Source organism: Nocardia sp. NPDC056100 (assembly GCF_042266325.1).
In the GTDB taxonomy this organism is placed as follows: Bacteria; Actinomycetota; Actinomycetes; order Mycobacteriales; family Mycobacteriaceae; genus Nocardia.
The window spans coordinates 120,356-139,789 of the sequence record NZ_JBHJVY010000005.1 but is presented as its reverse complement, the minus strand read 5'-3'; the positions used below and the strand labels follow the sequence as shown (position 1 = coordinate 139,789).

The 19,434-nt window shown below is 63.7% G+C and carries 21 protein-coding genes; 17 read left to right on the top strand and 4 right to left on the bottom strand.

Translation table 11 applies throughout. The annotated features are described in order from the left end of the window. Positions 1-192: 192 nt before the first annotated feature. Positions 193-1,773, top strand: a complete 1,581-nt coding sequence (locus ACFC0O_RS37350) for a long-chain-fatty-acid--CoA ligase (RefSeq protein WP_364633079.1) — start codon at positions 193-195, stop codon at positions 1,771-1,773. A gap of 245 nt (positions 1,774-2,018) precedes the next feature. Next, on the top strand, positions 2,019-2,828 hold the full coding sequence (locus tag ACFC0O_RS37345) for an AfsR/SARP family transcriptional regulator (protein WP_364633077.1): 810 nt from the start codon (positions 2,019-2,021) through the stop codon (positions 2,826-2,828). Here ACFC0O_RS37345 and ACFC0O_RS37340 read toward each other — a convergent pair. Continuing rightward, complete coding sequence (locus ACFC0O_RS37340) at positions 2,787-4,367, bottom strand: succinic semialdehyde dehydrogenase (RefSeq protein WP_375966689.1); 1,581 nt, start codon at positions 4,365-4,367, stop codon at positions 2,787-2,789. The two genes, ACFC0O_RS37345 and ACFC0O_RS37340, sit on opposite strands and share 42 nt — an antisense overlap. Before the next feature lie 210 nt (positions 4,368-4,577). On the opposite strand from ACFC0O_RS37340, the gene ACFC0O_RS37335 reads away from it, so the two are divergent. The 8 genes from ACFC0O_RS37335 to ACFC0O_RS37300 all read left to right on the top strand — a co-directional run bounded on the left by ACFC0O_RS37335 (position 4,578) and on the right by ACFC0O_RS37300 (position 11,779). Beyond that, complete coding sequence (locus ACFC0O_RS37335; RefSeq protein WP_375966688.1) at positions 4,578-5,402, top strand: SDR family NAD(P)-dependent oxidoreductase; 825 nt, start codon at positions 4,578-4,580, stop codon at positions 5,400-5,402. Positions 5,403-5,412: 10 nt separating this feature from the next. Beyond that, positions 5,413-6,654 carry a class I SAM-dependent methyltransferase gene (locus ACFC0O_RS37330; RefSeq protein ID WP_375966687.1) on the top strand — a complete coding sequence of 414 codons (1,242 nt, stop codon included), beginning with the start codon at positions 5,413-5,415 and terminating at the stop codon, positions 6,652-6,654. Between the two features lie 60 nt (positions 6,655-6,714). Continuing rightward, the gene (locus ACFC0O_RS37325; RefSeq protein WP_375966685.1) at positions 6,715-7,293 is read left to right on the top strand and encodes a TetR/AcrR family transcriptional regulator; all 579 of its coding nucleotides are present in this window, start codon (positions 6,715-6,717) and stop codon (positions 7,291-7,293) included. 100 nt (positions 7,294-7,393) lie between these two features. After that, a complete protein-coding gene (locus ACFC0O_RS37320) occupies positions 7,394-8,257 on the top strand; it encodes an NAD(P)-dependent oxidoreductase (protein WP_375966684.1) in 864 nt (287 codons plus the stop codon). Between the two features lie 2 nt (positions 8,258-8,259). Next, positions 8,260-9,414, top strand: a complete 1,155-nt coding sequence (locus ACFC0O_RS37315) for an MFS transporter (protein ID WP_375966683.1) — start codon at positions 8,260-8,262, stop codon at positions 9,412-9,414. Positions 9,415-9,482: 68 nt separating this feature from the next. Continuing rightward, a complete protein-coding gene (locus ACFC0O_RS37310) occupies positions 9,483-10,448 on the top strand; it encodes a magnesium and cobalt transport protein CorA (protein ID WP_375966681.1) in 966 nt (321 codons plus the stop codon). Between the two features lie 121 nt (positions 10,449-10,569). After that, entirely contained in the window at positions 10,570-11,139 is a 570-nt protein-coding gene (locus ACFC0O_RS37305; RefSeq protein ID WP_375966679.1) for a hypothetical protein, read from the top strand. 403 nt (positions 11,140-11,542) lie between these two features. Beyond that, entirely contained in the window at positions 11,543-11,779 is a 237-nt protein-coding gene (locus ACFC0O_RS37300) for a DUF6374 family protein (RefSeq protein ID WP_375966678.1), read from the top strand. A 592-nt stretch (positions 11,780-12,371) separates the two neighbouring features. On the opposite strand, the gene ACFC0O_RS37295 is transcribed toward ACFC0O_RS37300, so the two are convergent. Then, a complete protein-coding gene (locus tag ACFC0O_RS37295; RefSeq protein WP_375966676.1) occupies positions 12,372-12,539 on the bottom strand; it encodes a hypothetical protein in 168 nt (55 codons plus the stop codon). Positions 12,540-13,485: 946 nt separating this feature from the next. On the opposite strand from ACFC0O_RS37295, the gene ACFC0O_RS37290 reads away from it, so the two are divergent. Both ACFC0O_RS37290 and ACFC0O_RS37285 read left to right on the top strand, forming a co-directional pair. Beyond that, positions 13,486-14,568 (top strand): nuclease-related domain-containing protein, encoded by a 1,083-nt coding sequence (locus ACFC0O_RS37290; protein ID WP_375966674.1) that lies wholly within the window; start codon positions 13,486-13,488, stop codon positions 14,566-14,568. Between the two features lie 134 nt (positions 14,569-14,702). Further along, positions 14,703-16,016: a hypothetical protein gene (locus ACFC0O_RS37285; RefSeq protein ID WP_375966673.1), complete on the top strand. Its 1,314-nt coding sequence runs from the start codon at positions 14,703-14,705 to the stop codon at positions 16,014-16,016. On the opposite strand, the gene ACFC0O_RS37280 is transcribed toward ACFC0O_RS37285, so the two are convergent. Beyond that, positions 15,994-16,725: a 2'-5' RNA ligase family protein gene (locus tag ACFC0O_RS37280; protein WP_375966672.1), complete on the bottom strand. Its 732-nt coding sequence runs from the start codon at positions 16,723-16,725 to the stop codon at positions 15,994-15,996. The genes ACFC0O_RS37285 and ACFC0O_RS37280 overlap by 23 nt on opposite strands. A gap of 185 nt (positions 16,726-16,910) precedes the next feature. Beyond that, positions 16,911-17,255 carry a GntR family transcriptional regulator gene (locus tag ACFC0O_RS37275; RefSeq protein ID WP_375966671.1) on the bottom strand — a complete coding sequence of 115 codons (345 nt, stop codon included), beginning with the start codon at positions 17,253-17,255 and terminating at the stop codon, positions 16,911-16,913. A 121-nt stretch (positions 17,256-17,376) separates the two neighbouring features. On the opposite strand from ACFC0O_RS37275, the gene ACFC0O_RS37270 reads away from it, so the two are divergent. From ACFC0O_RS37270 to ACFC0O_RS37250, 5 genes are read left to right on the top strand one after another with little or no spacing between them, the layout of a single operon-like run. Beyond that, positions 17,377-17,832, top strand: coding sequence for a hypothetical protein (locus ACFC0O_RS37270; protein WP_375966670.1), 456 nt, complete (start codon positions 17,377-17,379; stop codon positions 17,830-17,832). Next, positions 17,832-18,293, top strand: a complete 462-nt coding sequence (locus tag ACFC0O_RS37265) for a hypothetical protein (RefSeq protein WP_375966668.1) — start codon at positions 17,832-17,834, stop codon at positions 18,291-18,293. The genes ACFC0O_RS37270 and ACFC0O_RS37265 overlap by 1 nt, the downstream gene beginning before the upstream one ends. Then, positions 18,290-18,469 (top strand): hypothetical protein, encoded by a 180-nt coding sequence (locus tag ACFC0O_RS37260; RefSeq protein WP_375966667.1) that lies wholly within the window; start codon positions 18,290-18,292, stop codon positions 18,467-18,469. The genes ACFC0O_RS37265 and ACFC0O_RS37260 overlap by 4 nt, the downstream gene beginning before the upstream one ends. Before the next feature lie 2 nt (positions 18,470-18,471). Beyond that, positions 18,472-18,801, top strand: coding sequence for a WhiB family transcriptional regulator (locus ACFC0O_RS37255; RefSeq protein WP_375966666.1), 330 nt, complete (start codon positions 18,472-18,474; stop codon positions 18,799-18,801). Then, positions 18,801-19,424: a DUF2637 domain-containing protein gene (locus ACFC0O_RS37250; protein ID WP_375967138.1), complete on the top strand. Its 624-nt coding sequence runs from the start codon at positions 18,801-18,803 to the stop codon at positions 19,422-19,424. Before ACFC0O_RS37255 ends, ACFC0O_RS37250 begins: the two co-directional genes overlap by 1 nt. Positions 19,425-19,434: the final 10 nt, after the last annotated feature.

Genomic DNA, 19,434 nt, shown 5'->3' with positions numbered 1-19,434 from the left:
CAGCCCATTGTCCGGTAATTGCCTGGACATAGCCGAAAACATTCGCCAATACCCCGCGGAACGGCATCCCGGACGATTACCGGTCAATTACCGGAGCCCGGCTAAAATCAATCGCGATCCAGAATTGAGGCGCCCGACTGCCTTTAAAGATATCGGGGCTCGATTCATCGTGACGACAGTTTCGAGGTTGTGATGGTTTCGCAGAAAGAAATCGAATCGATCGAGATCCCGGGCAACTTTGCCGATATCATTCGCGAGCGAGCGCGAACGCGGCCGAATGATATCGCCATCGTGTGCGGCGATCGATCGATCGACTTCGCCGCACTGGACCGGAGTTCGGGCCGCGCGTCGAACGCGCTGCGGGCGATGGGTCTGCGTAAGGGCGATCGAATGGCCTACGTGGGCAAGGACTCCGAACACCTCTACGAACTGCTGATCGCCGCGGCCAAGAGCGGCACCGTGCTCATCCCGGTCAACCGGGTGCTGACCGCGACCGAGATCGCGCACATCCTGCGCGATTCCGGCGCCAAGCTGCTGTTCGTCGACGACGCGGCCGCCGAGGTGGTGGCCAAGGCGCAGTCCGATGCGGGCACGCAGACCCCGGTGGTGCGCATCGACGGTCCGGGCGGCTTCACCGAATGGCTTGCCGGGCACGACGATTCCGGACCCGAGGCCGAGGTCGGACCGGATGATCCCTTCATCCAGATGTACACCAGCGGCACGACCGGATTGTCCAAGGGCGTGGTCATCGGCCAGCGCAGCATCTACGCCGCGCGCGCCGCGTTGGTCTCGCCGGAGGTGGATTGGTTCGACGTCCGCGAGAACGACTGCCTGCTGGTGGCCATCCCGAGCTTCCATATCGCCGGTCTGGCCTGGGTGGTGCAGGGCCTGTTCGCCGGCGTCCCGAGCATTCTCATGCCCGAGTTCGCCCCGGGCCTGGCCATGGAGCTCATCCTCACCAGGCATGTCACCGCGTTCGTCGGGGTGCCGGTGATGTTCGCGCTGGTGCTGGCCGAACCCGCGGCGACCAAGGACGCGTTCGAACATCTGCGGCTGGCGGCCTACGGCGGATCCCCCATCCCCGAGACCCTGCTCGCGGCGTGCATGGAACGCTTCGACTGCGGTTTCGTGCAGTTCTACGGGATGACCGAAACCGGTTCCGTCATAAGCTTTCTGCCGCCCTCGGAACATGTGGTCGGCAATCCGCGACTGCGCTCGGCCGGGTATCCGTGCCCGGGATTCGAGATATCGGTGGTCGACAGCGCGGGCGAACCCGCTCCCCAGGGTGAGATCGGCGAGGTGCTGATTCGCAGCCGGGCCACCATGATCGGCTATTGGAATCAGCCGGACACCACCGCGCGCACGATCGTCGACGGCTGGCTGCGCACCGGCGATGCGGGGTGGCTCGACCCCGAGGGCTATCTGTACCTGTGCGATCGAATCAAGGACATGATCATCGTCGGCGGTGAGAACGTCTATCCGGCCGAGGTCGAGAACGTCATCAACGATCACCCCGCGGTGCGCGAGGCCGCCGTGATCGGCGTCCCGGACGATCGCTGGGGCGAGGTGGTGCACGCCTTCGTCGCCGTGCACGCCGGACAGCAGATCACCGGCCGCGAACTGGCCCAATTCCTGCGCGGCAAGATCGCGCAGTTCAAACTGCCGCGGAATTTCGAATTCATCGATTATATTCCGCGGAACGCGACCGGAAAAATTCTGCACCGGCAGCTCCGGGAGAAGTTCTGGGAAGGCCGGGAGCGCGCCATTAATTGATACGTGTAAATAATTTCATGGGCCGCGCGCCGGGGCGAGGACGACTGTTCGTTCTCCCAAGGCGCGCGGCCCCGATATTGGAAGATCTAACAATGATCACGCATCGCGGATCATGCGATGCGAAATATCTTGCGTGACAGAATAAGATCCTGCTTGGGTTACAAGGACGTGGCTCCGACCCGGTTTCAGCCAGGCGTGATTTCGCTTGAAATTTCAGTCGTGGCGCAAGGCGAGAGGCGACGGTTGTGGAATTTCGCATTCTTGGTGAATTGGACGTCCTGGACAGTGGCAGGCAAATCCGGCTGGGTGGCGTCACCCCGCGCGCGGTGCTGGGATACCTGCTGCTGCACAACAATCAAGTCGTACCGGCCAGCCAACTGCGTGACGCGCTGTGGAACTACGATCCGCCGGCGACCTCCCGCAAGATCGTGCAGAACGCGGTCTCCGCGATTCGCAAGGCGCTCACCCCGCGCGATCACGCCGACGGCACCCTCCTGCTGACGCAGGAGCCGGGCTACCTGCTGCGGGTCGATCCCGATACCGTAGACCTCTGCCTGTTCCGGCAGCTGGTACAGCGCGGCGATGCCGAACTGCATTCCGGCTCAGCGGAATTCGCGCGCGTGCTGTACCGGCAGGCGATCGGGCTGTGGCGCGGGCAGGCCATGGCTGATCTGGCCGAGAGCGGAATCCGCTGGAGTGAGCTGACCGCCATCGATGACGAGCGGCTCAATGCCTACGAATCCTGTTTCGAAGCCGAACTCGCCAGCGGACGACATCGCGAGATCACGCCCGAGCTCAAGGTGTTGACCGCGGCGGCCCCGATGCGGGAGACATTCTGCAAGCAGTACATGCTCGCGCTGTACCGATCCGGTCGGCAGGTGGACGCGCTGGAGGCATACCAGCGCGCCCGCGGCGCACTCGTCGACCGGCTCGGCATCGAACCCCAGATGGATCTGCAGCGACTGCATCAGCGGATACTGTCGCAGGATCCGGATCTCGAATTCGTCTGCAGCTCAGACCCTTCGGGTCCGTGGCGGCATATCGCGACCCGGTAGCAGGCTGACCAGCTTGGCCAGCGGAATCATCATCCGCTGCCACTGCTCATCGGACAGGAACGGTGGCGTATCCAGATTCTGATATCTGGTGGTCGCCACCGTTTGCGATTCGGTGTACTTGAGCAGTCCCTCGACGCCATTGCGACGGCCGATACCGGATGCGCCCATACCGCCCATCGGTGCGCCCATGCTGCCGAAGGACGGCACATAGCCCTCGTCCACGTTCACCGAACCGGTGCCGAGCTGCCGGGCGATCTCCTCACCCTGTCGCTTCGACCCCGCCCAGACGCTGCTGTTGAGGCCGTACTCGGAATCGTTCGCCCGGGCGATGGCCTCGTCGACCGTGTCGACCGGGTAGATAGCGACCAGCGGGCCGAAGGTTTCGCTTCGGGCACAGTCCATTTCGTCGGTGACGCCGGTGAGTACGGTCGGCTCGAAGAACAGCGGACCGAGGTCGGGACGGGCATTGCCCCCGGCGAGCACCGTCGCGCCTTTGGATTTCGCGTCCGCGATGGCCTTGGCGACCCGTTCGAGTTGATCGGCGGAGATCAGACTGCCCATGGTGGTCGAGAAGTCGTATGCGGCACCGAGTTTCATCTGCCGCGTCGCGGCGACGAAGGCGTCAGTGAACCGCTCGGCGATCTCCTGCTCGACGTAGATCCGCTCCACCGACAGGCACAGCTGCCCGGCATTGTCGAAACAGGCCCGCAGCGCGGCCGCGGCGACCGTGTCCACATCCGCTCCGGCGGTGACGATCATCGGGTTCTTGCCGCCGAGTTCGGCCGAGAAGCCGATCAGACGGCCGGCGCAGCGCTGCGCCAGGATGCGCCCGGTGGCGGTGGAACCGGTGAACATCAGATAGTCGCAGCTATCGGCGATTCGGGTGCCGACGACCGGCCCCTCCCCCGGCACCACCGCGAGCAGATCACGGGGCAGCCCAGCGCGGTACAGCAATTCGGCGTTCGCGAGGAGGGAGAAGGGTGTGCGACCGTCCGGTTTCAGCACCGCCGCATTGCCAGCCAGCAATGCGGGCACCGCATCGCCGATCGAGAGCAGCATCGGGTAATTCCACGGCGAAATGAACCCGACCACGCCTTTGGGCCTATGGTGCACAATGGTTTTGACGAGCATCGGGAACAGGCCGGGTACCCGATACGGCCGCAGTAATCGCGGTGCGACCCGGGCGTAGAACTGGGTGGCCAATGCCAGCCCGAGTACCTCCGCATTGGCGACGGCCCTGGCCTTACCGGACTCGGCCTGCAGCAGATCCATCAGGAATTCTCGGTTGTCGAAGATGAGCGTGCGGTACCGTTCGAACACCGCGGCCCGCTCCCGTGGGCTCCGAGCGGCCCATTCACGCTGTGCCACACGAGCTTTCGCGAAGGCCGCGTCCACGTCGGCGACGGTGCCCACGGGGATGTCGCCGAGCCGGCTGCCAGTGAATACCTCGGTGATCTCCCGGGTCGGCCGGGCGCCCGGTTCGGTGATCGCGGCAAGGTCGCGAAGTCGATCGAAGATATGAGATTCTGGAACGGGCATTGCCGCACTCCTGACGTCGAACTGTGTAACCGATAAAATATCCCAAATTCGCAGCGCGCCACCATGACTCGGAAACCGCTCGGTAATCGCCGAGAAATTCCGAAACAAATCGGTCGATAATTTCGGCGATTACCGGACGATTCCCGGGCGATGCCCGACATCCATTACGGCACAGTACCTTTGACGTACTCGAGCGGCCGGGAGTCATTTATGGTGAAAAGTGAACCGAATAGCGGCAACTGGGCGGTGATCACCGGCGCGTCGTCGGGAATCGGTGCGGCGCTGGCCTGTCAACTGGCCGAGCGCGGCTATGCCACCGTACTGGTGGCGCGCCGGGTGGATCGGCTGGAGGCATTGGCGAGCCGGATACGCGGTGAGTACGGCACGAAGGTCGAGGTCATACCTTGCGATCTGGCCGATGCCGCGCATCGCGAACAGTTGTGCGCGGATCTGGCCGCGCGAGATGTGGCGGTGCTGTGCAATAACGCCGGATTCGCGGTCTGCGGTGAGGTGGCGCAGACGGACACACAGGCGCAACGGGCCATGCTGCTCGTCAATGTCGTTGCGGTGCACGAGCTTACGACAGCGGTATTGCCCTCGATGCTGGCCCGCCGGGACGGTGCGATCCTGTTCACCGGCTCCATCTCCGGTGTGCAACCGGTGCCGACGGCCGCCGCGTACGCCGCCAGTAAGTCATTCGTGAACAGTTTCGCGGAGGCGCTGCACGTCGAGCTGCACGGCACCGGCGTGACCTGCACGCTGTTATCGCCGGGCCCGGTGCGCACCGAGTTCTATCAGGTCGGCGGCGTTTCCACCGAACGCGAGCAGTCCTACACCACGACATCCACCGACCAGGTGGCGCGGGCGGGCCTGACCGCGCTGTTCGCGCGGCGGCGCACCGTGACGCCGGGCCGCACCGCACGAATGCAGGCGTGGGGTGGCCGCACCATCCCACGCCCACTGCTCTTCCCCGCGCTACGGCACCTCGTACTGCCGTGGCTGCGTTCGGGACTCGCCGATTCCGCATACCGCTAGGAGCGCAACCATGCCGAACAATAAAGCCCAGCGACTCCTGCGCGCCGCCGAGGCGGTCGCGGGCCGCCCAGTGCGGCTGCGACTTCGACTGTGGGACGACAGCACCGCGGGAGATGACGGCCCCGTGGTCGTAGTGCGGGACCCGAAGGCGCTGCGGCGCATACTCTTCCGGCCGAATGATCTCGGAGTCGCGCGCGCGTACGTCTCGGGCGATCTCGAAGTCGAGGGCAGTCTGGTCGATTTCATGCGCGAATTCATGCTCGCGGCCGACACCACCTTCGACGACATTCTGGGGCGTCGCATCCGGCCCCTGGCCGCCAGGGCATTCGCCGCCGCCGACACCACCCAGTGGCTACTGCGCAACGGCCTGCTCGGCCTGCCCGTCCCACCGCCCGCATCCGAGGTGCGTCGCGCCAGCTCGCGCGGGGCCGAGGCCGTCCGGCATCACTACGATCTGAGCGATGAGTTCTACCGGCTGATGCTCGGGCCGACCATGGTGTACTCCTGCGCGGTGTGGAAGAACCCCGCCCAGCCGATCGATCTCGAGGAAGCGCAGATCGCCAAGCTGGACCGGATCTGCCAGCGTCTCGAACTGCAACCCGGAATGCGGGTGCTCGATATCGGTTGCGGCTGGGGCGCATTGGGTGTGCACGCCGCCAAACACTATGGCGTGGAAGTGGTCGGCGTGACCCTCGCCCGCAATCAGGTCGCCCATGCCCGGCAGCTGGCCGAGCAGTCCGGGGTCGGTGATCGAGCCGAGTTCCGCCTGTGCGATTTCCGGGATGTCACCGACGGTCCGTTCGACGCGGTCTCCAGTATCGAGATGACCTTCCACCTCGATACCCGAGGGCGAATCCAGCACGCTCGGGCCCTGCACGATCTGGTCCGCCCCGGCGGGCGAATCTTCTGCCATGAGATCACCGCGTCGCCCAGAGGTCGCCTCTTCCAGCGCGGGTCCGGCTTCATCACCGCCTATATCTTCCCCGAAATCGATGTCCCGACTCGTGATTCGGCCATCTCCACCCTCGAGTCGGCCGGGTTCGAGATCGCGACCGTGGAAAACCTCCGCACCCACTTCACCGCCAGCCATATCGCCTGGCTGCGCAATATCGAGGAGAACTGGGAGGAGGCGGTCGCCATCGTGGGTGAACAACGTGCCCGCGCCTGGCGGATGTTCGCGGCCACCTCCGTGGTCAGCTGCGATATCGACAATATCGGCATCACCCATACGGTCGCGCACCGCCGACCGTGATCTCACGCGGGGCCCCGACGTATTTGTAACAGTCGTTCAAATACATGCTAGGGTGCCGATATGCCTCGCCCCAAGGGATTCGACACCGATCATGTGATCGACGCCGCCATGTCGGCGTTCTGGAACAAGGGGTACGCGGCTACCTCCGCACAGGATCTGGTGGACTCCACCGGGCTGGGGCGCGGCAGCCTCTATCACTCCTTCAGCGGGAAGCATCAGCTGTTCATGGAGGCATTGCGCCGCTATGAGAGTGAATGGACCGTGCGCCAGGTCGAATTGCTCGGCGGGGCGGGGCCCGTGCGCGGGCGCATCCGCACGGTGCTGATGACGGTCGTCGATGAGGAGTCCGGTGCCGTTCCGGCGAATCGCGGCTGCCTGGCGGTCAATTCCATCGTCGAACTGGGCGGCAGCGATCCGGAGGCCACGGCGCAGGTGCGCCGGATCTTCGATCGAATGCAGGATGCGTTCCAAGAGGCGCTGGAGCGGGCGCAGCGCGATGACGAGATCAGCGCGAATCGCGATCCGCGGGCGTTGGCCGCGTATCTGCTCACCGTCATGTACGGGCTTCGGGTACTCGGCAAGACCGCGGATCGCGACACCATGATCGGGACGGTCGAGACCGCGCTGGCTTCGCTCTAGCGGCCGCGAATCAAGCACTCGTAAAAGAACTTTCAGTCCGGCGGCATTGCGCTGCCTTCATAGTGTAACGATCAGTCAAAATCAGTGAGGAACTCTCTTCATGACAGAGCAATCGCCGACCGTCGCCGTGCTCGGCACCGGGATCATCGGCGCGCCGGTGGCGCGAAACCTGCGACGGGCCTTCAGCGTTCGGGCCTGGAACCGGACTCGGGCTACGGCGGAGCCCTTGGTTGACAATGGAATTCACGTCGCGGAGTCCGCCGCCGAGGCCGTGTCCGGTGCGCAGGTCGTCGTCACGGTACTCACCGACGCGGCGGCGGTACGGCAGGTGATAGCGGCCGCCGCGCCCGCGCCGGGCACGGTGTGGATTCAGCTGGGCACGGTCGGTGACGCCGATATCGACGAGTTGACCGAGTTCGCCGCCGAGCGTGAGCTGATCCTCTACGACGCACCGGTGCTGGGTACCAAACAGCCCGCCGAGCTCGGCCGACTGGTCGTCCTAGTGGCCGGGCCGGACGGTGAACGGCGTTTGGCCACTGCGGTTTTCGATGCGATCGGAAGCCGGACGGTGTGGGTCGGCGAGTTGCCGGGCGCTGCGACACGACTCAAGCTCGCGCTGAACAGTCTGGTGTTCGCGCTGACCCACGGTGTCGCCGAAAGCCTTTCCCTCGCCGAGGCATTGGGCGTCGATCCGAGGCTGGTGGTCGAGGCGGTATCGGGAGGACCACTGGACAGTGGATTCCTCCAGTCCAAGGCGAACGCGGCACTGCTCGGCGACTTCTCGACCGCCTTCTCGATTGCCAACGCGGTCAAGGATTCTCGTCTCATTGTGGACGCGGCCGACCGCGCCGGGATCGCCGTCGATGTCAGCGCGGCCGGGCTGGAGCGGTTCCGCAGGGCCGCCGCCGCTGGGCACGACGCCGCCGATATGGCCGCCTCCTACCTGGCTCGCGAGGTGCGCTGACCATGACCGCCGTCACCGCCGCACCGGCCGCGAGCCGGTTGCCCGTAGGCAAATTGCTGGCCTTCACCACGGCCGGATTTCTGGCCATCATCACCGAAACCATGCCCGCCGGGTTGCTACCGCAGATCGCCGGCGGGCTCCGCGTCTCCGAATCCCAGGCCGGTCAGCTCGTCACCCTCTACGCGCTGGGTTCGGTCGCCGCCGCCATTCCGGTGATCACCGCGACTCGCGGAATACGCCGTCGCCCACTGCTTTTGGCCGCGGTCGCGGGGATGGTCGTATTCAATGCGGTAACCGCCGTATCGTCCAGCTATGCACTGACACTGGGTGCGCGCTTCGCCGCGGGTATGTCGGCGGGCGTGATCTGGGGACTCCTCGCCGGATACGCCCGTCGGCTGGTTCCCGAACATTCACAGGGCCGTGCGCTCGCGGTGGTCGGTGTCGGGCAACCGATCGCCTTGGCCCTGGGAGTACCGCTGGGCACCTGGCTCGGCACGCTCATGGATTGGCGCGCGGCCTTCTGGATCACCGCGGCCCTGGCGGCGGTCCTGGTGGTGTGGATCCGCGCGGCGGTGCCCGATCAGCCCGGCCAGGCCGCACACGAGCGACTCCCGCTACGCCACGTGTTCACGCTCCCCGGTGTTCGACCGGTGCTCACCCTGGTCCTGCTCTGGATATTGGCGCACAACGTCTTCTACACCTATATCTCGTCGTTCCTCACCCGCTCCGGTCTACAGTCGCGCACCGATCTCATGCTGCTGATCTTCGGCGCGGCCGCCATCGCGGGGATCTGGGCCACCGGGGCATTGGTCGACACTCGGCTGCGCGCAACGACACTCGTCAGCCTGGGGGTCTTCGCGGCGGCGGCGATCGTGCTCGCCATCGCGGGCAGTTCGCCTGTCGCAGCGATCATCGGAATCATCGCCTGGGGCTTGGCCTTCGGTGGCGCTCCCACTCTCCTGCAAACCGCTATCGGCCGGGCGGCGGGGCCGGAAGCCGATCTCGCCCAATCGATGTTGGTGACGGTCTTCAACCTCGCTGTCGCGGGAGGTGGACTGCTGGGCGGGATTCTGTTGCAGAGCAACGGAACCCAATCCTTGCCGATCGCGGCGGCGGTCGCGGCGCTGGCAGCGCTGGTGGTCGCGGCGCGACGGTAGCCGATGGCGGGGTGCCGCGAGCTTGCGGGATGTTGTCTGCCCCGCGCGCGACCCGGCACAATGCCCGCATGATCACCGTTGACGCCATCTATCTCGATGGGCAGCAGCTCCCCGGTTCCCGGGCGACGACCTCCGCTCGCAATGAGCTGGCACCAGGGGCGTTCGCCTGGATAGGGGTGCGGGATCTCGACGATGCCGATCTCACCCGGCTGCACGCCGCGGTGGGATCGGATCCCGTTCCGCTGGCGAAAGCTCATCGGTCGCTGCAGCGCCCCGGATTGGAGGTGCACGGCGAGACCGTGATCATCGCGCTGACCACCGGTCACTACAACCCCGAGGACTCATCCCTCGAGGTGTCGGACGTATTGATCGCCGTAGGAAGGGATTTCATCGTAACCATCGGCGGCGACCTCACTCCCCCACACTCCGACGCCGAACTTGCAGGCGGCCCACTAGCCGCCCTCCACATAGTCCTCGACCTCATCATCGACGACTACCTATCCCTGCTCGACCACCTGGACCGAGAAATCAAACAGGTTGAGCGAGAAGTCTTCTCAACCAAAGGCGCCAACCCCGTCGAACAAATCTACCGCTTACGCCGCCTCCTGATGGAATTCGAACAAACCACTTCCCCCCTCGTAGACGAACCCCTAGAACGCCTGGTCCGCCGCCGCCTCCCCACCTGGATCACCCAAGACCCCTACAGCGCCAACGTAGGCGCCCAAGCCCTCCACGAAATAGACCGCCAATTCCGCCACATAGACACCCGCGTAACCGCCCGCCGAGAACTCCTCGACGGCATCCTCAACGCCAACCTCACCCAGGTAGGCATCCGCCAAAACGAAGACATGCGCAAAATCTCCGCCTGGGTAGCCACCGCCGCCGCCCCTACCCTGGTAGCCGGCATCTACGGCATGAACTTCCAAAACATGCCCGAACTAACCTGGACCTACGGCTACCCCACCGCCCTAACCCTCATGCTCTCCCTGGCAGCCCTCGTCCAAGCCCTATTCCGCCGCAAGGGCTGGCTCTGATCAACTCCCAACCCTCGACCACGATAGCCAGATAGCCACTCCGTGAGCGTCCCACCGTCACGACCGCTGAGGCAGACCAAAAGCTCTGGACGAGCGTGGAACTCCGCCGGACAATTCCTTGATGGCCATGGCTGAGCTGCCTGATGAACTCTTTACCGCGGTTGGTCGGGTTTCCGCCTGCAGCGCATACCTCGAGGACGTTCTCCGATTCGTTGTGTCTTCACATACGACCGGATTCGTCAGCCATGGCGCGGTGATCCTCGAGGGGCAGTCGATGGACTGGCTCATCGGGAACGGTGTCGCAGTATTGGATTCTCGGCTCAGAGGCTGGCATATCGTGGGCGAACCCCCTGAGCCCCTTGACGAGGTACGTCAGCTACGCAGCCTGCTGAAGGCAGCGGAACCGGTAAAGAATGCCCGCAACCTAATCGTTCACGGAACCTGGAACCCGCGCTGTTGCTGGGAACCCTTTCCGGAGAAGGCAGCGATCTGGTGCAAACCGCGTTCAACCACTCCGAATCGATCAAGCCAGGTGTTCCACGTATCCCGCAGCCGCTATCGACAGCTCGCTTCTCTCGAGGAGGCTTGGACAATTGCCGAGGTACTGGCCGTAGCGACCGAAATAGAGGATCTCGCCGAACGGCTATCAGACGCACAAGAGGCATACGAGATCGCTATAGAGGCAGAGTAATTCGCGTGCGGGTTTCCACTCACCCGGCAAGCACCTGCAGCCGATAATCAAGAGGTCAACACCGGAGCCGAGCCCACCCAGCCTCCGCGGTCCCGCTTTGGTCCCGCCCTGCGAGTGGTGAAGGAATTAGAAAAGCCCTTCCGACCGAGGTCGAAAGGGCTTTCTATCTGTCGGGCTGACAGGATTTGAACCTGCGACCACTTGACCCCCAGTACGGACCGGGACGCGAATCACCAGGTCAGAGCGCCTTTTCCCACGAGTACAACAGTCAAGTGGACTGGGATTGTTTGGCAGCGCGCACAGCGTGTGGTCCCGTTCTGGTCCCGCTCCCATTCGTCTGATCCAGCCACTCCGCCCGGCACGAACTAGAACATACGTTCGACTCGAGGTAGTGTCCCCTGCCATGCCGGAGTTGTCTCGCCTCGATTGGGCTCGCATGAACCTCGACCAGGTACGCACTCAGCTGCTCGATGCGGCAGCGTTCGGCAAGTACCTCACGCCGGAGCAACTGGAGCACGCGGCGGGCAAGATCGGCGAAGGAATGCGAATCTACGCGGAGGAGACGGCTACGCCGCAGAGCGAAGTCCAGGCCGACCCACGTCCGATCTGCCAGGACCCGAAGCGCTATCGAGGGCGATGAGGCGGCCGCGGCCATCGTCCTGGACGTCGGGTGAAGGTCGGCATCGTGGTGATGATCAGCATGCGCATCTGATGGAATCGCCAGCGATCCACCGGACTACTCGGATCGCATCCGGCGCGCCGAAGTCGTTCGCCTCGTTGGGTATTCATGACCATTGGACGGCTCTAGCGACGGATCGGTTCCGGTCCTGACAGAAGAAGGCCATCCGGTAGGGCCGACATTCCATCAGCCAACGGGATTCGCCCAGGTCCGGGGACTGTTCTTCTCCCTGCTTCCTCATACAGGCCATCCTCTGCGGAGGGAGGGCGTGTCAAGGATGGCGAAGCCACCGCGCAGCGGACACCGGCAGGTGGTCCTTGACTCGTTCTCCTGGAGCGAGACAATCGGGCCGCTGAGGAGGCGGGGAATGCTTGCGCACCAAGGACGTTCGGCAATCCACCGATCCGGTACGGGAGGGAAGGTGCCCGTACCGGATAGGTGGTCCCGGCGGATCGAGGGTGCCGGGGATCTGCGGGTCTGGAGTCGACGTCGTTGGCGACTCACTACCGGCTCCGTTGCCGGTGACTGGAAAGGGGGCCGAAGCCCCCAGGGCTCAGTACCGGTTGACTGCCAGCGGCTGACGGCAGTCCCAGTAGGCGTCGAGGCACTCGCGGCACACCACGTCGTTCTCGTCGGCGGGGACGTAGAGAGGGAGAGTGCCGGTTGCCGGGTTGGGGCAGTTGGGGGTGGTGCACTGGACGGTGGAGGTGGTGGCGGTCATGGTGGCTTCCTTCCCTGGGGTGCTCGATCTGGGCACAGCCCAGACCACCGGCAGGGGGCACGGAAAAGGGTTGGCGAATGCCAATCACGCAGTGACGTGGAGCGAAGCGAAGCGCCCTTTGTAGCGCCCCCTGCCGGTGGTATGCCTTCGGCAGATCGATCGCCCCAGGGGAGGAACCTAGTGACCGCCGCTACCGGTTTGGGTTGCGACGCCACGGATTGCCCCAACCCGGTAACCGGTATTCGGAGGCAACTTGGTGATGAGAACGATGTGGTGTGGGGTGACCAGCTACGTGACTGCGGCAGATGAGTCCTGGGAGGCAAGCGAGCGAAGCTCGTGCGGCAGCACCGTATGAGAACCGCGGTGGGTAGCGGACCGATCGATCGATACCGGAGCCGCCGGCCGATTTGGCGACCGGGTGAAGGACAGTCGATAGCCCCGGAACCGAGCCCGCCCCCATCCATCCTGTCTGTTCGGTGAAGCGGCCCAATAGGTTCCATGCGTAGCGCGGGTTTTCGGCGTGGGGCGCCGCCGACGCGCCCGACGCGCCGGGGCGACGCAACATCAGCCCCGTTGCGCGTCGTCGCGTGGCGGCGGCGCTCCGCGCCGTCGCCCGCGCGGAGCGCCTTGAACCTATATAGGCAAATTCGGCAACGAGACGATTGGAGCGGGAGCGTGCCATAACTGCGGGACGGTCGTCGAGGTAGTTCGCACCATCAGGCATGTCGGCCTGGGCAGAGCTGCGGCGGCTGATTACGGGGTGCGACCAGGCGGTTCACCAGGATTCCGCCCATCGGTCGAACGCCCGTGCGATCGTAAATCGTTGTGCTGCAACAAGATCGGCGGTCACCTGTCGGTACATGGATCTACCGTTGGTCTATCCGAGGTGCCACAGCGCAGGATGCCGGGCGCTCTCGGCGGTTTCGAATAGCTAAGGGGGATGGCCATGTTGGTCATCAACGAGCGGGCTGACGCACCGAGGACTGAACAACTTGTATCCGAGTGGCTACGAACATGCCGCGTTCCTGGCCTAGCGGTAGCTGGTGCCCACATACCGGGCAGGAGGCGCGGCGATTCCGGACAGGAGGCCGACTTCATTGTTTTCACGCCGAATACGGCGGTCTGCATTGAGGTCAAGGGCACGCTGAGCCCCTCCGGTGGGGTTCTGCGCTGCCCGGTCAACGGCAAGTGGTCCATGACTGGACATGAGGGCGATCCGGTACATGTTCGTAGCGGCGACGTCAATCCGCTGTATCAGGCGAAGTCAGCCATGTACGCGCTGAAGGCGCTGACCGAGAACGCCACTGGTACTGAGCAATTCGTGTCTGCGCTCGTGGTGGTCGTTGCCAGAAATGGCACCACAGTGGACCTGGACAAGCCGACCAAGCGGATGATGCCCAAAGGCGTCGACATCATGCTTGGGAACAAGCCGAACGATCTATTCACCTGGTTCCAGCGTGGCACATACCGCAAACAGATCTGGACCATCGGCCGTGTCCGCGCGATGCTGGAGCAACTGGGCGTCAATGACCCTGCGGGAAACTCCGACGCTCTTGCGCTGGAGGGCTTTTCCGGAGACGTCGGAGCGGCACCCCCGCCCCAGGAGGCTCCGGCATGGATGCCTACCGACGCAGGACAACCCGACGTCTCCGTGGTGAAGCACTCCCCCACAGCGGATCCCACCGCACAGCAACCGAGATCTCCTCGCCCGTCTTATCTTCCGGGTATCGCGGTCGCACACGACGGTCCTCCGCCGACTAAGAGCCGTGTCGTGAAGCGTCGCCGGAAGTCCGCTGGATCACTCCTACTGGCGATTGCCGCCTTGGCCGTGGTTGGCGGCGGCGCTTGGTATGTAGTTGATTCCGCCGCAGGGCTTCACAATGACCGCGGCACGAGTTCGGTCACAAGTTCGGTGCCTATAGTTCCGAATGAACTCCCCGCGCAGGTGGAGACTGCGGAGCCAACTGAGATTCCAGTGCCTCAGGGGCAGGTGCCTCAAGGGTGCTACCCGTTCCAACCCAATTGCTGACAGCGGCGGTAGGCCACGCATATATTTCCCGCCGCGCTCACGGGTAGCCCCCTGAAAAACTCTGCGTACGTTGATCTTTCAGGTCGTATACTCGGGCAGGAGGCTGTCTTCGGCGGGGATCGAGGTGTTTGTCGATGGCACGAGTTCTGGAGAAGAACCAGAAGCTGATAGCAGTGATGCTGGAGGCTGACGTTCGCGCTACCGGCCTGGCCAAGCGCATGAAAGACGAGAGCCGAAACGATGGCGGCCCCGAACTTTCCACCAGCCACACGTTAGTACGGAAGTGGATGGATGGGGTCGTAGGCGAGCCCAACGAGCGTTCTTGCCGCGTCATGCTGGCAGTCTTGGGCAAGAAGCTCAATCGGGATCTCCGACCTGCCGACATTGGATATCCCGATATCGTCCTGACGCAAGATCCGATCCCCGATCTGCCTGAGGCATTCGAGAGTCCGCTGATAATCACTCAGCGATTGCAGTGGCTAGGGCAAATCGATGCGGATGATCCCGTCCTGGACATTGTGGACTTTGCAGTCGACGACATCATCGATCGCTACGAAATTGAGGGACCGAAGAGGCTCGCTCCCGAGGTAATCGCTCTGAGGTGCCGGATAGACCAACTGCTTCGCCAGCATCAGCATCCCAAGCAGGTCACCCGGTTGTACCAGTTGGCTGCCAAGCTGTCTGGAATGCTCAGCTACATGGCAGTCAACCGGGGAAGGTTCGTACATGCCAAAATGTATGCGACGGAGGCGTTCCAGATTGCGACGCTGCTAGAAGATCCTCAGTTGCGCGCGTGGGTACGTGGTACCGAAAGCTTCTGCGCGTACTACATGGGCAAGTACGATATCGCGGCCGCCCTCGCTGAGGAGGGGCTTCGGTTTGCATCGGACGGTCCGCAGGCAATTCGCTTGCTGTCGAATGGGCTCGCACGAGCGCTGGGAAAAATGGGCGACGCCGACGGTGTTCACTCAGCAATAAATCGGGCAAATACTCTGGCTGAGTATCTCCCGACGCCCGCTGGACTGTCACCGGCACTTACCTTTGATCCCTACAGCCATGCGCGTTTGGCCGCAAACGCTGCAACAGCCTACTTGTCGGCAGGCGACTACGACCGCACCTTGAAGTACGGCCATCAAGTGGAAGCGCTTGTGGACGAATCGGATTCGGTATGGAGCCGATCACTGGTCCGGCTGGACATCGCGACGGCGTTGCTCAAGTTGAACAGGCCAGATGTAGAACAAGCAGTTCACCTAGGCTCCCAGGCTCTGACATTTTCCGAAGAACGACCAATTCGCTCGGTGTGGCAACGTGCCCACGAGTTCGGTTCAGCCACTCGATCGTTCGATGCCGCAGGGGTGCACGACTATCAGATAACCCTCCGCGACTGGGCGGACCGCGTCCGGGACTTTTCGGCCCCTACGACTGCTAGTCGGTCGAACCAAGCCTGAGTAATTCCACGTCCTGCCAGCGATATGTATTGGACTCACGACGGAGCCGTACGATCTGCACACTTTCGACGCGAACTGTGACCGGTGCGATGCTTCGAAGCTGAGAGACCTTCGATACGAGGGGTTCTGCGGGCTGACGACGGTTGCTGTACGCAATGCCCAGATGCGGACGCAGGTACTCGGTGTCCGCAATCGTGATATCTGGCAACTCCTTCAGCGTTGCCGCTCGGGCAATCTGATGGACCCTGAGGATTTCCGTCCACGGCGACATCGAGAAACGGATTGCCCCGCCTGATCCGGCCAATGGACCCACCGCCAAATCGAAGGGCTCAATTTGACTGAGCCCGTGTTTGGCGACCTCCGCGATGGTGCGGATTTGGTCCTCGCCTATGTGCGAACTGTTCCCAATCTTGAGCAGAGTGGTGTGCAAACCATCGACTGGTACCCAGTCCAGCCCAGATCCCCCAAGGCTGTGCTGGCACCGTTCCGTCATGTCGGACAGCTCCGGATCGGTGAAAGTCAAGTACCAGAAGTACGTTTCCTGCCCCGCCGACCACGCACTGCGCGTCCAGTGATTCTCCATGTAGTCGAGGCCACGGAACGCGTCCCAGTCGTTCTGACAGATGGACTCTTGGCTCGAAAACGATTTCGGAGCCGAGACGGGGAACGGCTGCGGTTTCGTCGGCTCGGCGGCATGGTTGATCTGCACCCTCATCACCCTACGTGTGCACCCCGTGAGTCATTTGCACCCTTCATGTGCACTGTTCAGCCTCCTCCGAACCGAGTTTCCTTATGTGGCAGGACATTCCAAGGCACACGGACACAAGGAGATTAGATTGAGAGCTACGACAGGACGTAGGACCAAGAGCGCACATAACGAGGATTCCGCGGCCGTTAGTCAGCCGCAGCGGCAGATTCAATCTGCTCGACTCGCCTCGCCAGGTCAGTAACCATCGACCGCAGCTCGCTGACTTCTTCCTGAAGCGAGTGGTTCGATGCGGCGGCGGGGATGGAGTCGGCAACAAACACACCGAGTGATGGAACCGACTTCGTCCAGCCCTCATCACAGAGTGCCTTGACCGCTTTGGCCGCGGTCATCGGAGCGATTCCGTACTCGTCCGCGATCGCCCGTTGCGACGGGATGCGATCCCCAGCCTTCAACTGCCCAGTTTCGATCTTGGTTCGGTAGTCGTCCACGACTTGCTGATACGGAGCCCTGGCGCTGTTCGTGGCACTCATACCAGCCAGCCTAAACGGTCTTGCTCTATGGCGGCATAGCGCAGATCGGTAACAACTATTGACTACCACCCTATGGTGCCATAGGGTGGTATATATCACCTCTTGATGAAGGAGTTCGAAAATGGCCCTCAAAGACATGTGGTTCGACGTGCCGACCGCCGAATCGAGCTTCATGCTCATCGGTTCGATCGAGCCGATGACGGAGTTCAGCCAGAACCGCAACGCGCCCAAGCGTCAGCGGGTGGACCTGGACGACAACGGCAACGGCACGGGCAAGCGGCTGTGGAAGGGCACGGTGGCTGACCCGACCGGGATCGGCGAGAAGAACGCGACGTTCGACGTGCTGTTCATCGCCGATGTGCAGCCGGTTCCCTCGACCGCTCCGGTGAGCCCCGGCTTCACGCCGGTGGTGCTGGAGGGCATGCAGGTCAAGCCGAAGATCGCTGGTAGCGGGGAGTTCAAGTCGATCGGCTGGAAGGTTCGCGCCACGGGCATCGTCGGCGATACCTCGGGCAGCAAGGTCGCGCCGGTGGATGTTCCGGCGTCGCGGCCGTCCAATGGCAAGGCGGTGGCGTGATGAGCGAGGTCTTCATGTCGGTTTCCTCGATCAACTCCTTCCGTGACGAGGAGATCGAGGTCCGATACTCCGACGGCGTCGAGAAGATCGTCGTCACGGTCGGCTCCGGCGGGCTCTACATGTCCCTGCCGATCGCGGAGGAGCTGTTCGAGAAGCTGCGCGACGCGCTCCAGGACGGTGCACTCGCCCAAGCCATCACCTCCGGCTCCGGATTGTGGCTCACCGCAACCGAATTCGTTCCCGCTGAGCGTGTCTCGGACCTCGAGAAGATCGAGGTCTACGCCGCGCCCTACGGCGAGCCCTACTGCAAGCCACACGAGCGGAGCGCATGCGGGTACTACCCGGATGGATGCTCGGGGTGCGTGGAGTTTTCCGCCGATTACTACGCCATGGATGCGGTCGAGGACGCTGCCGATCACCGACAGCACTCGGCCGATGACTACTGGACGGCGGAGTCGTGACCACTTCCGAGCAGCGGGCGCGGGCCCGCAAGACCCGCAAGGGGCAGGACATCGCGGCTGATCAGGGCGTGAAGCCCAAGCGCGGCCGCGAAAGCAAGAAGATCAGCTGGGACATTCCGAAGACCTGGCGGTGCGAAGGTCAGATGGAACTGTTCGACCCGCGAGGAGAGCAGTAGCCGTGGCCCGCAACACATTTCCTCGCCGGAAGACCTTCACCCGCGACATGTCCGACCCGCACCACTCCCCGTTGCGGGAGTGCGCGGGCATGGACACCGAGTTCTTCTTCCCGCTGTCCGAGTCCGGAGTCCGTGAGGCGCAACAGGTGTGCGAGGTGTGCCCGGTGTTGGCGCGCTGTGCGGCCTGGGCGCTGCGGGAGGGCTTCACCGATGGCGTGATTGCCTCGGTGAAGATGCCCGCGCACCAGTCGGATCAGTGGCAGGCGCGTCGCCGTCTGGAGCAGGTAGCGGCCACCGGTCGGCCTGTGACCGATGGGAAGGCGGTTGCGTGATGTGGAACAAGGTCACGGTCATGCTCGCGGTGCGTGGGCTGGCCGTGGCCGCCATCCTCTCGGTGGGGTTGGCGGCCTTCCGGCTCTCCTTCGTCACCTTGCGGGAACTGGCGGTGCTCGCTGGCATCCGCCCGGGTGATGCCTGGCTGTTCCCGGTGATCATCGACATCACTACCGCCATCGCCGCCGTGATGGCACTCGCGGCAACCGATCCTCAAGTGCGCCAATGGTTCTCCTGGGTGCTGGGTATCGGCACCGTGGTCAGCATCGTCGGCAACGCGGTGCACGCGATCGTCGGCACCGACCGTCTACCGGTGTGGGCGTGCGCCATGGTCGCCGCGGTGGCTCCGATCGCGCTACTGGTTGATGTCCATGGCCTGATCCTGATTCTTCGTGCGGGACAACAGGTTCCGCTGTCCTCGACTGATCCGGTGTCCGAGTCCGTTGCGGTGCCGGTACCGGTCGCCGATCCGGGCTCGGTGCTGGCCGAACCTCGCCAACTCGACCCGCTGCCTGACCCGCCGATGGTGGCGGTGTCTGTGGCGGTCGCTCCGCCACCGCGTCCGCTTCCGGTCGCTGTCGCGCCGGTGCTGCCGGTTCTTCCGGTCGCCGCGCGCTCCTAATCCTGATTGC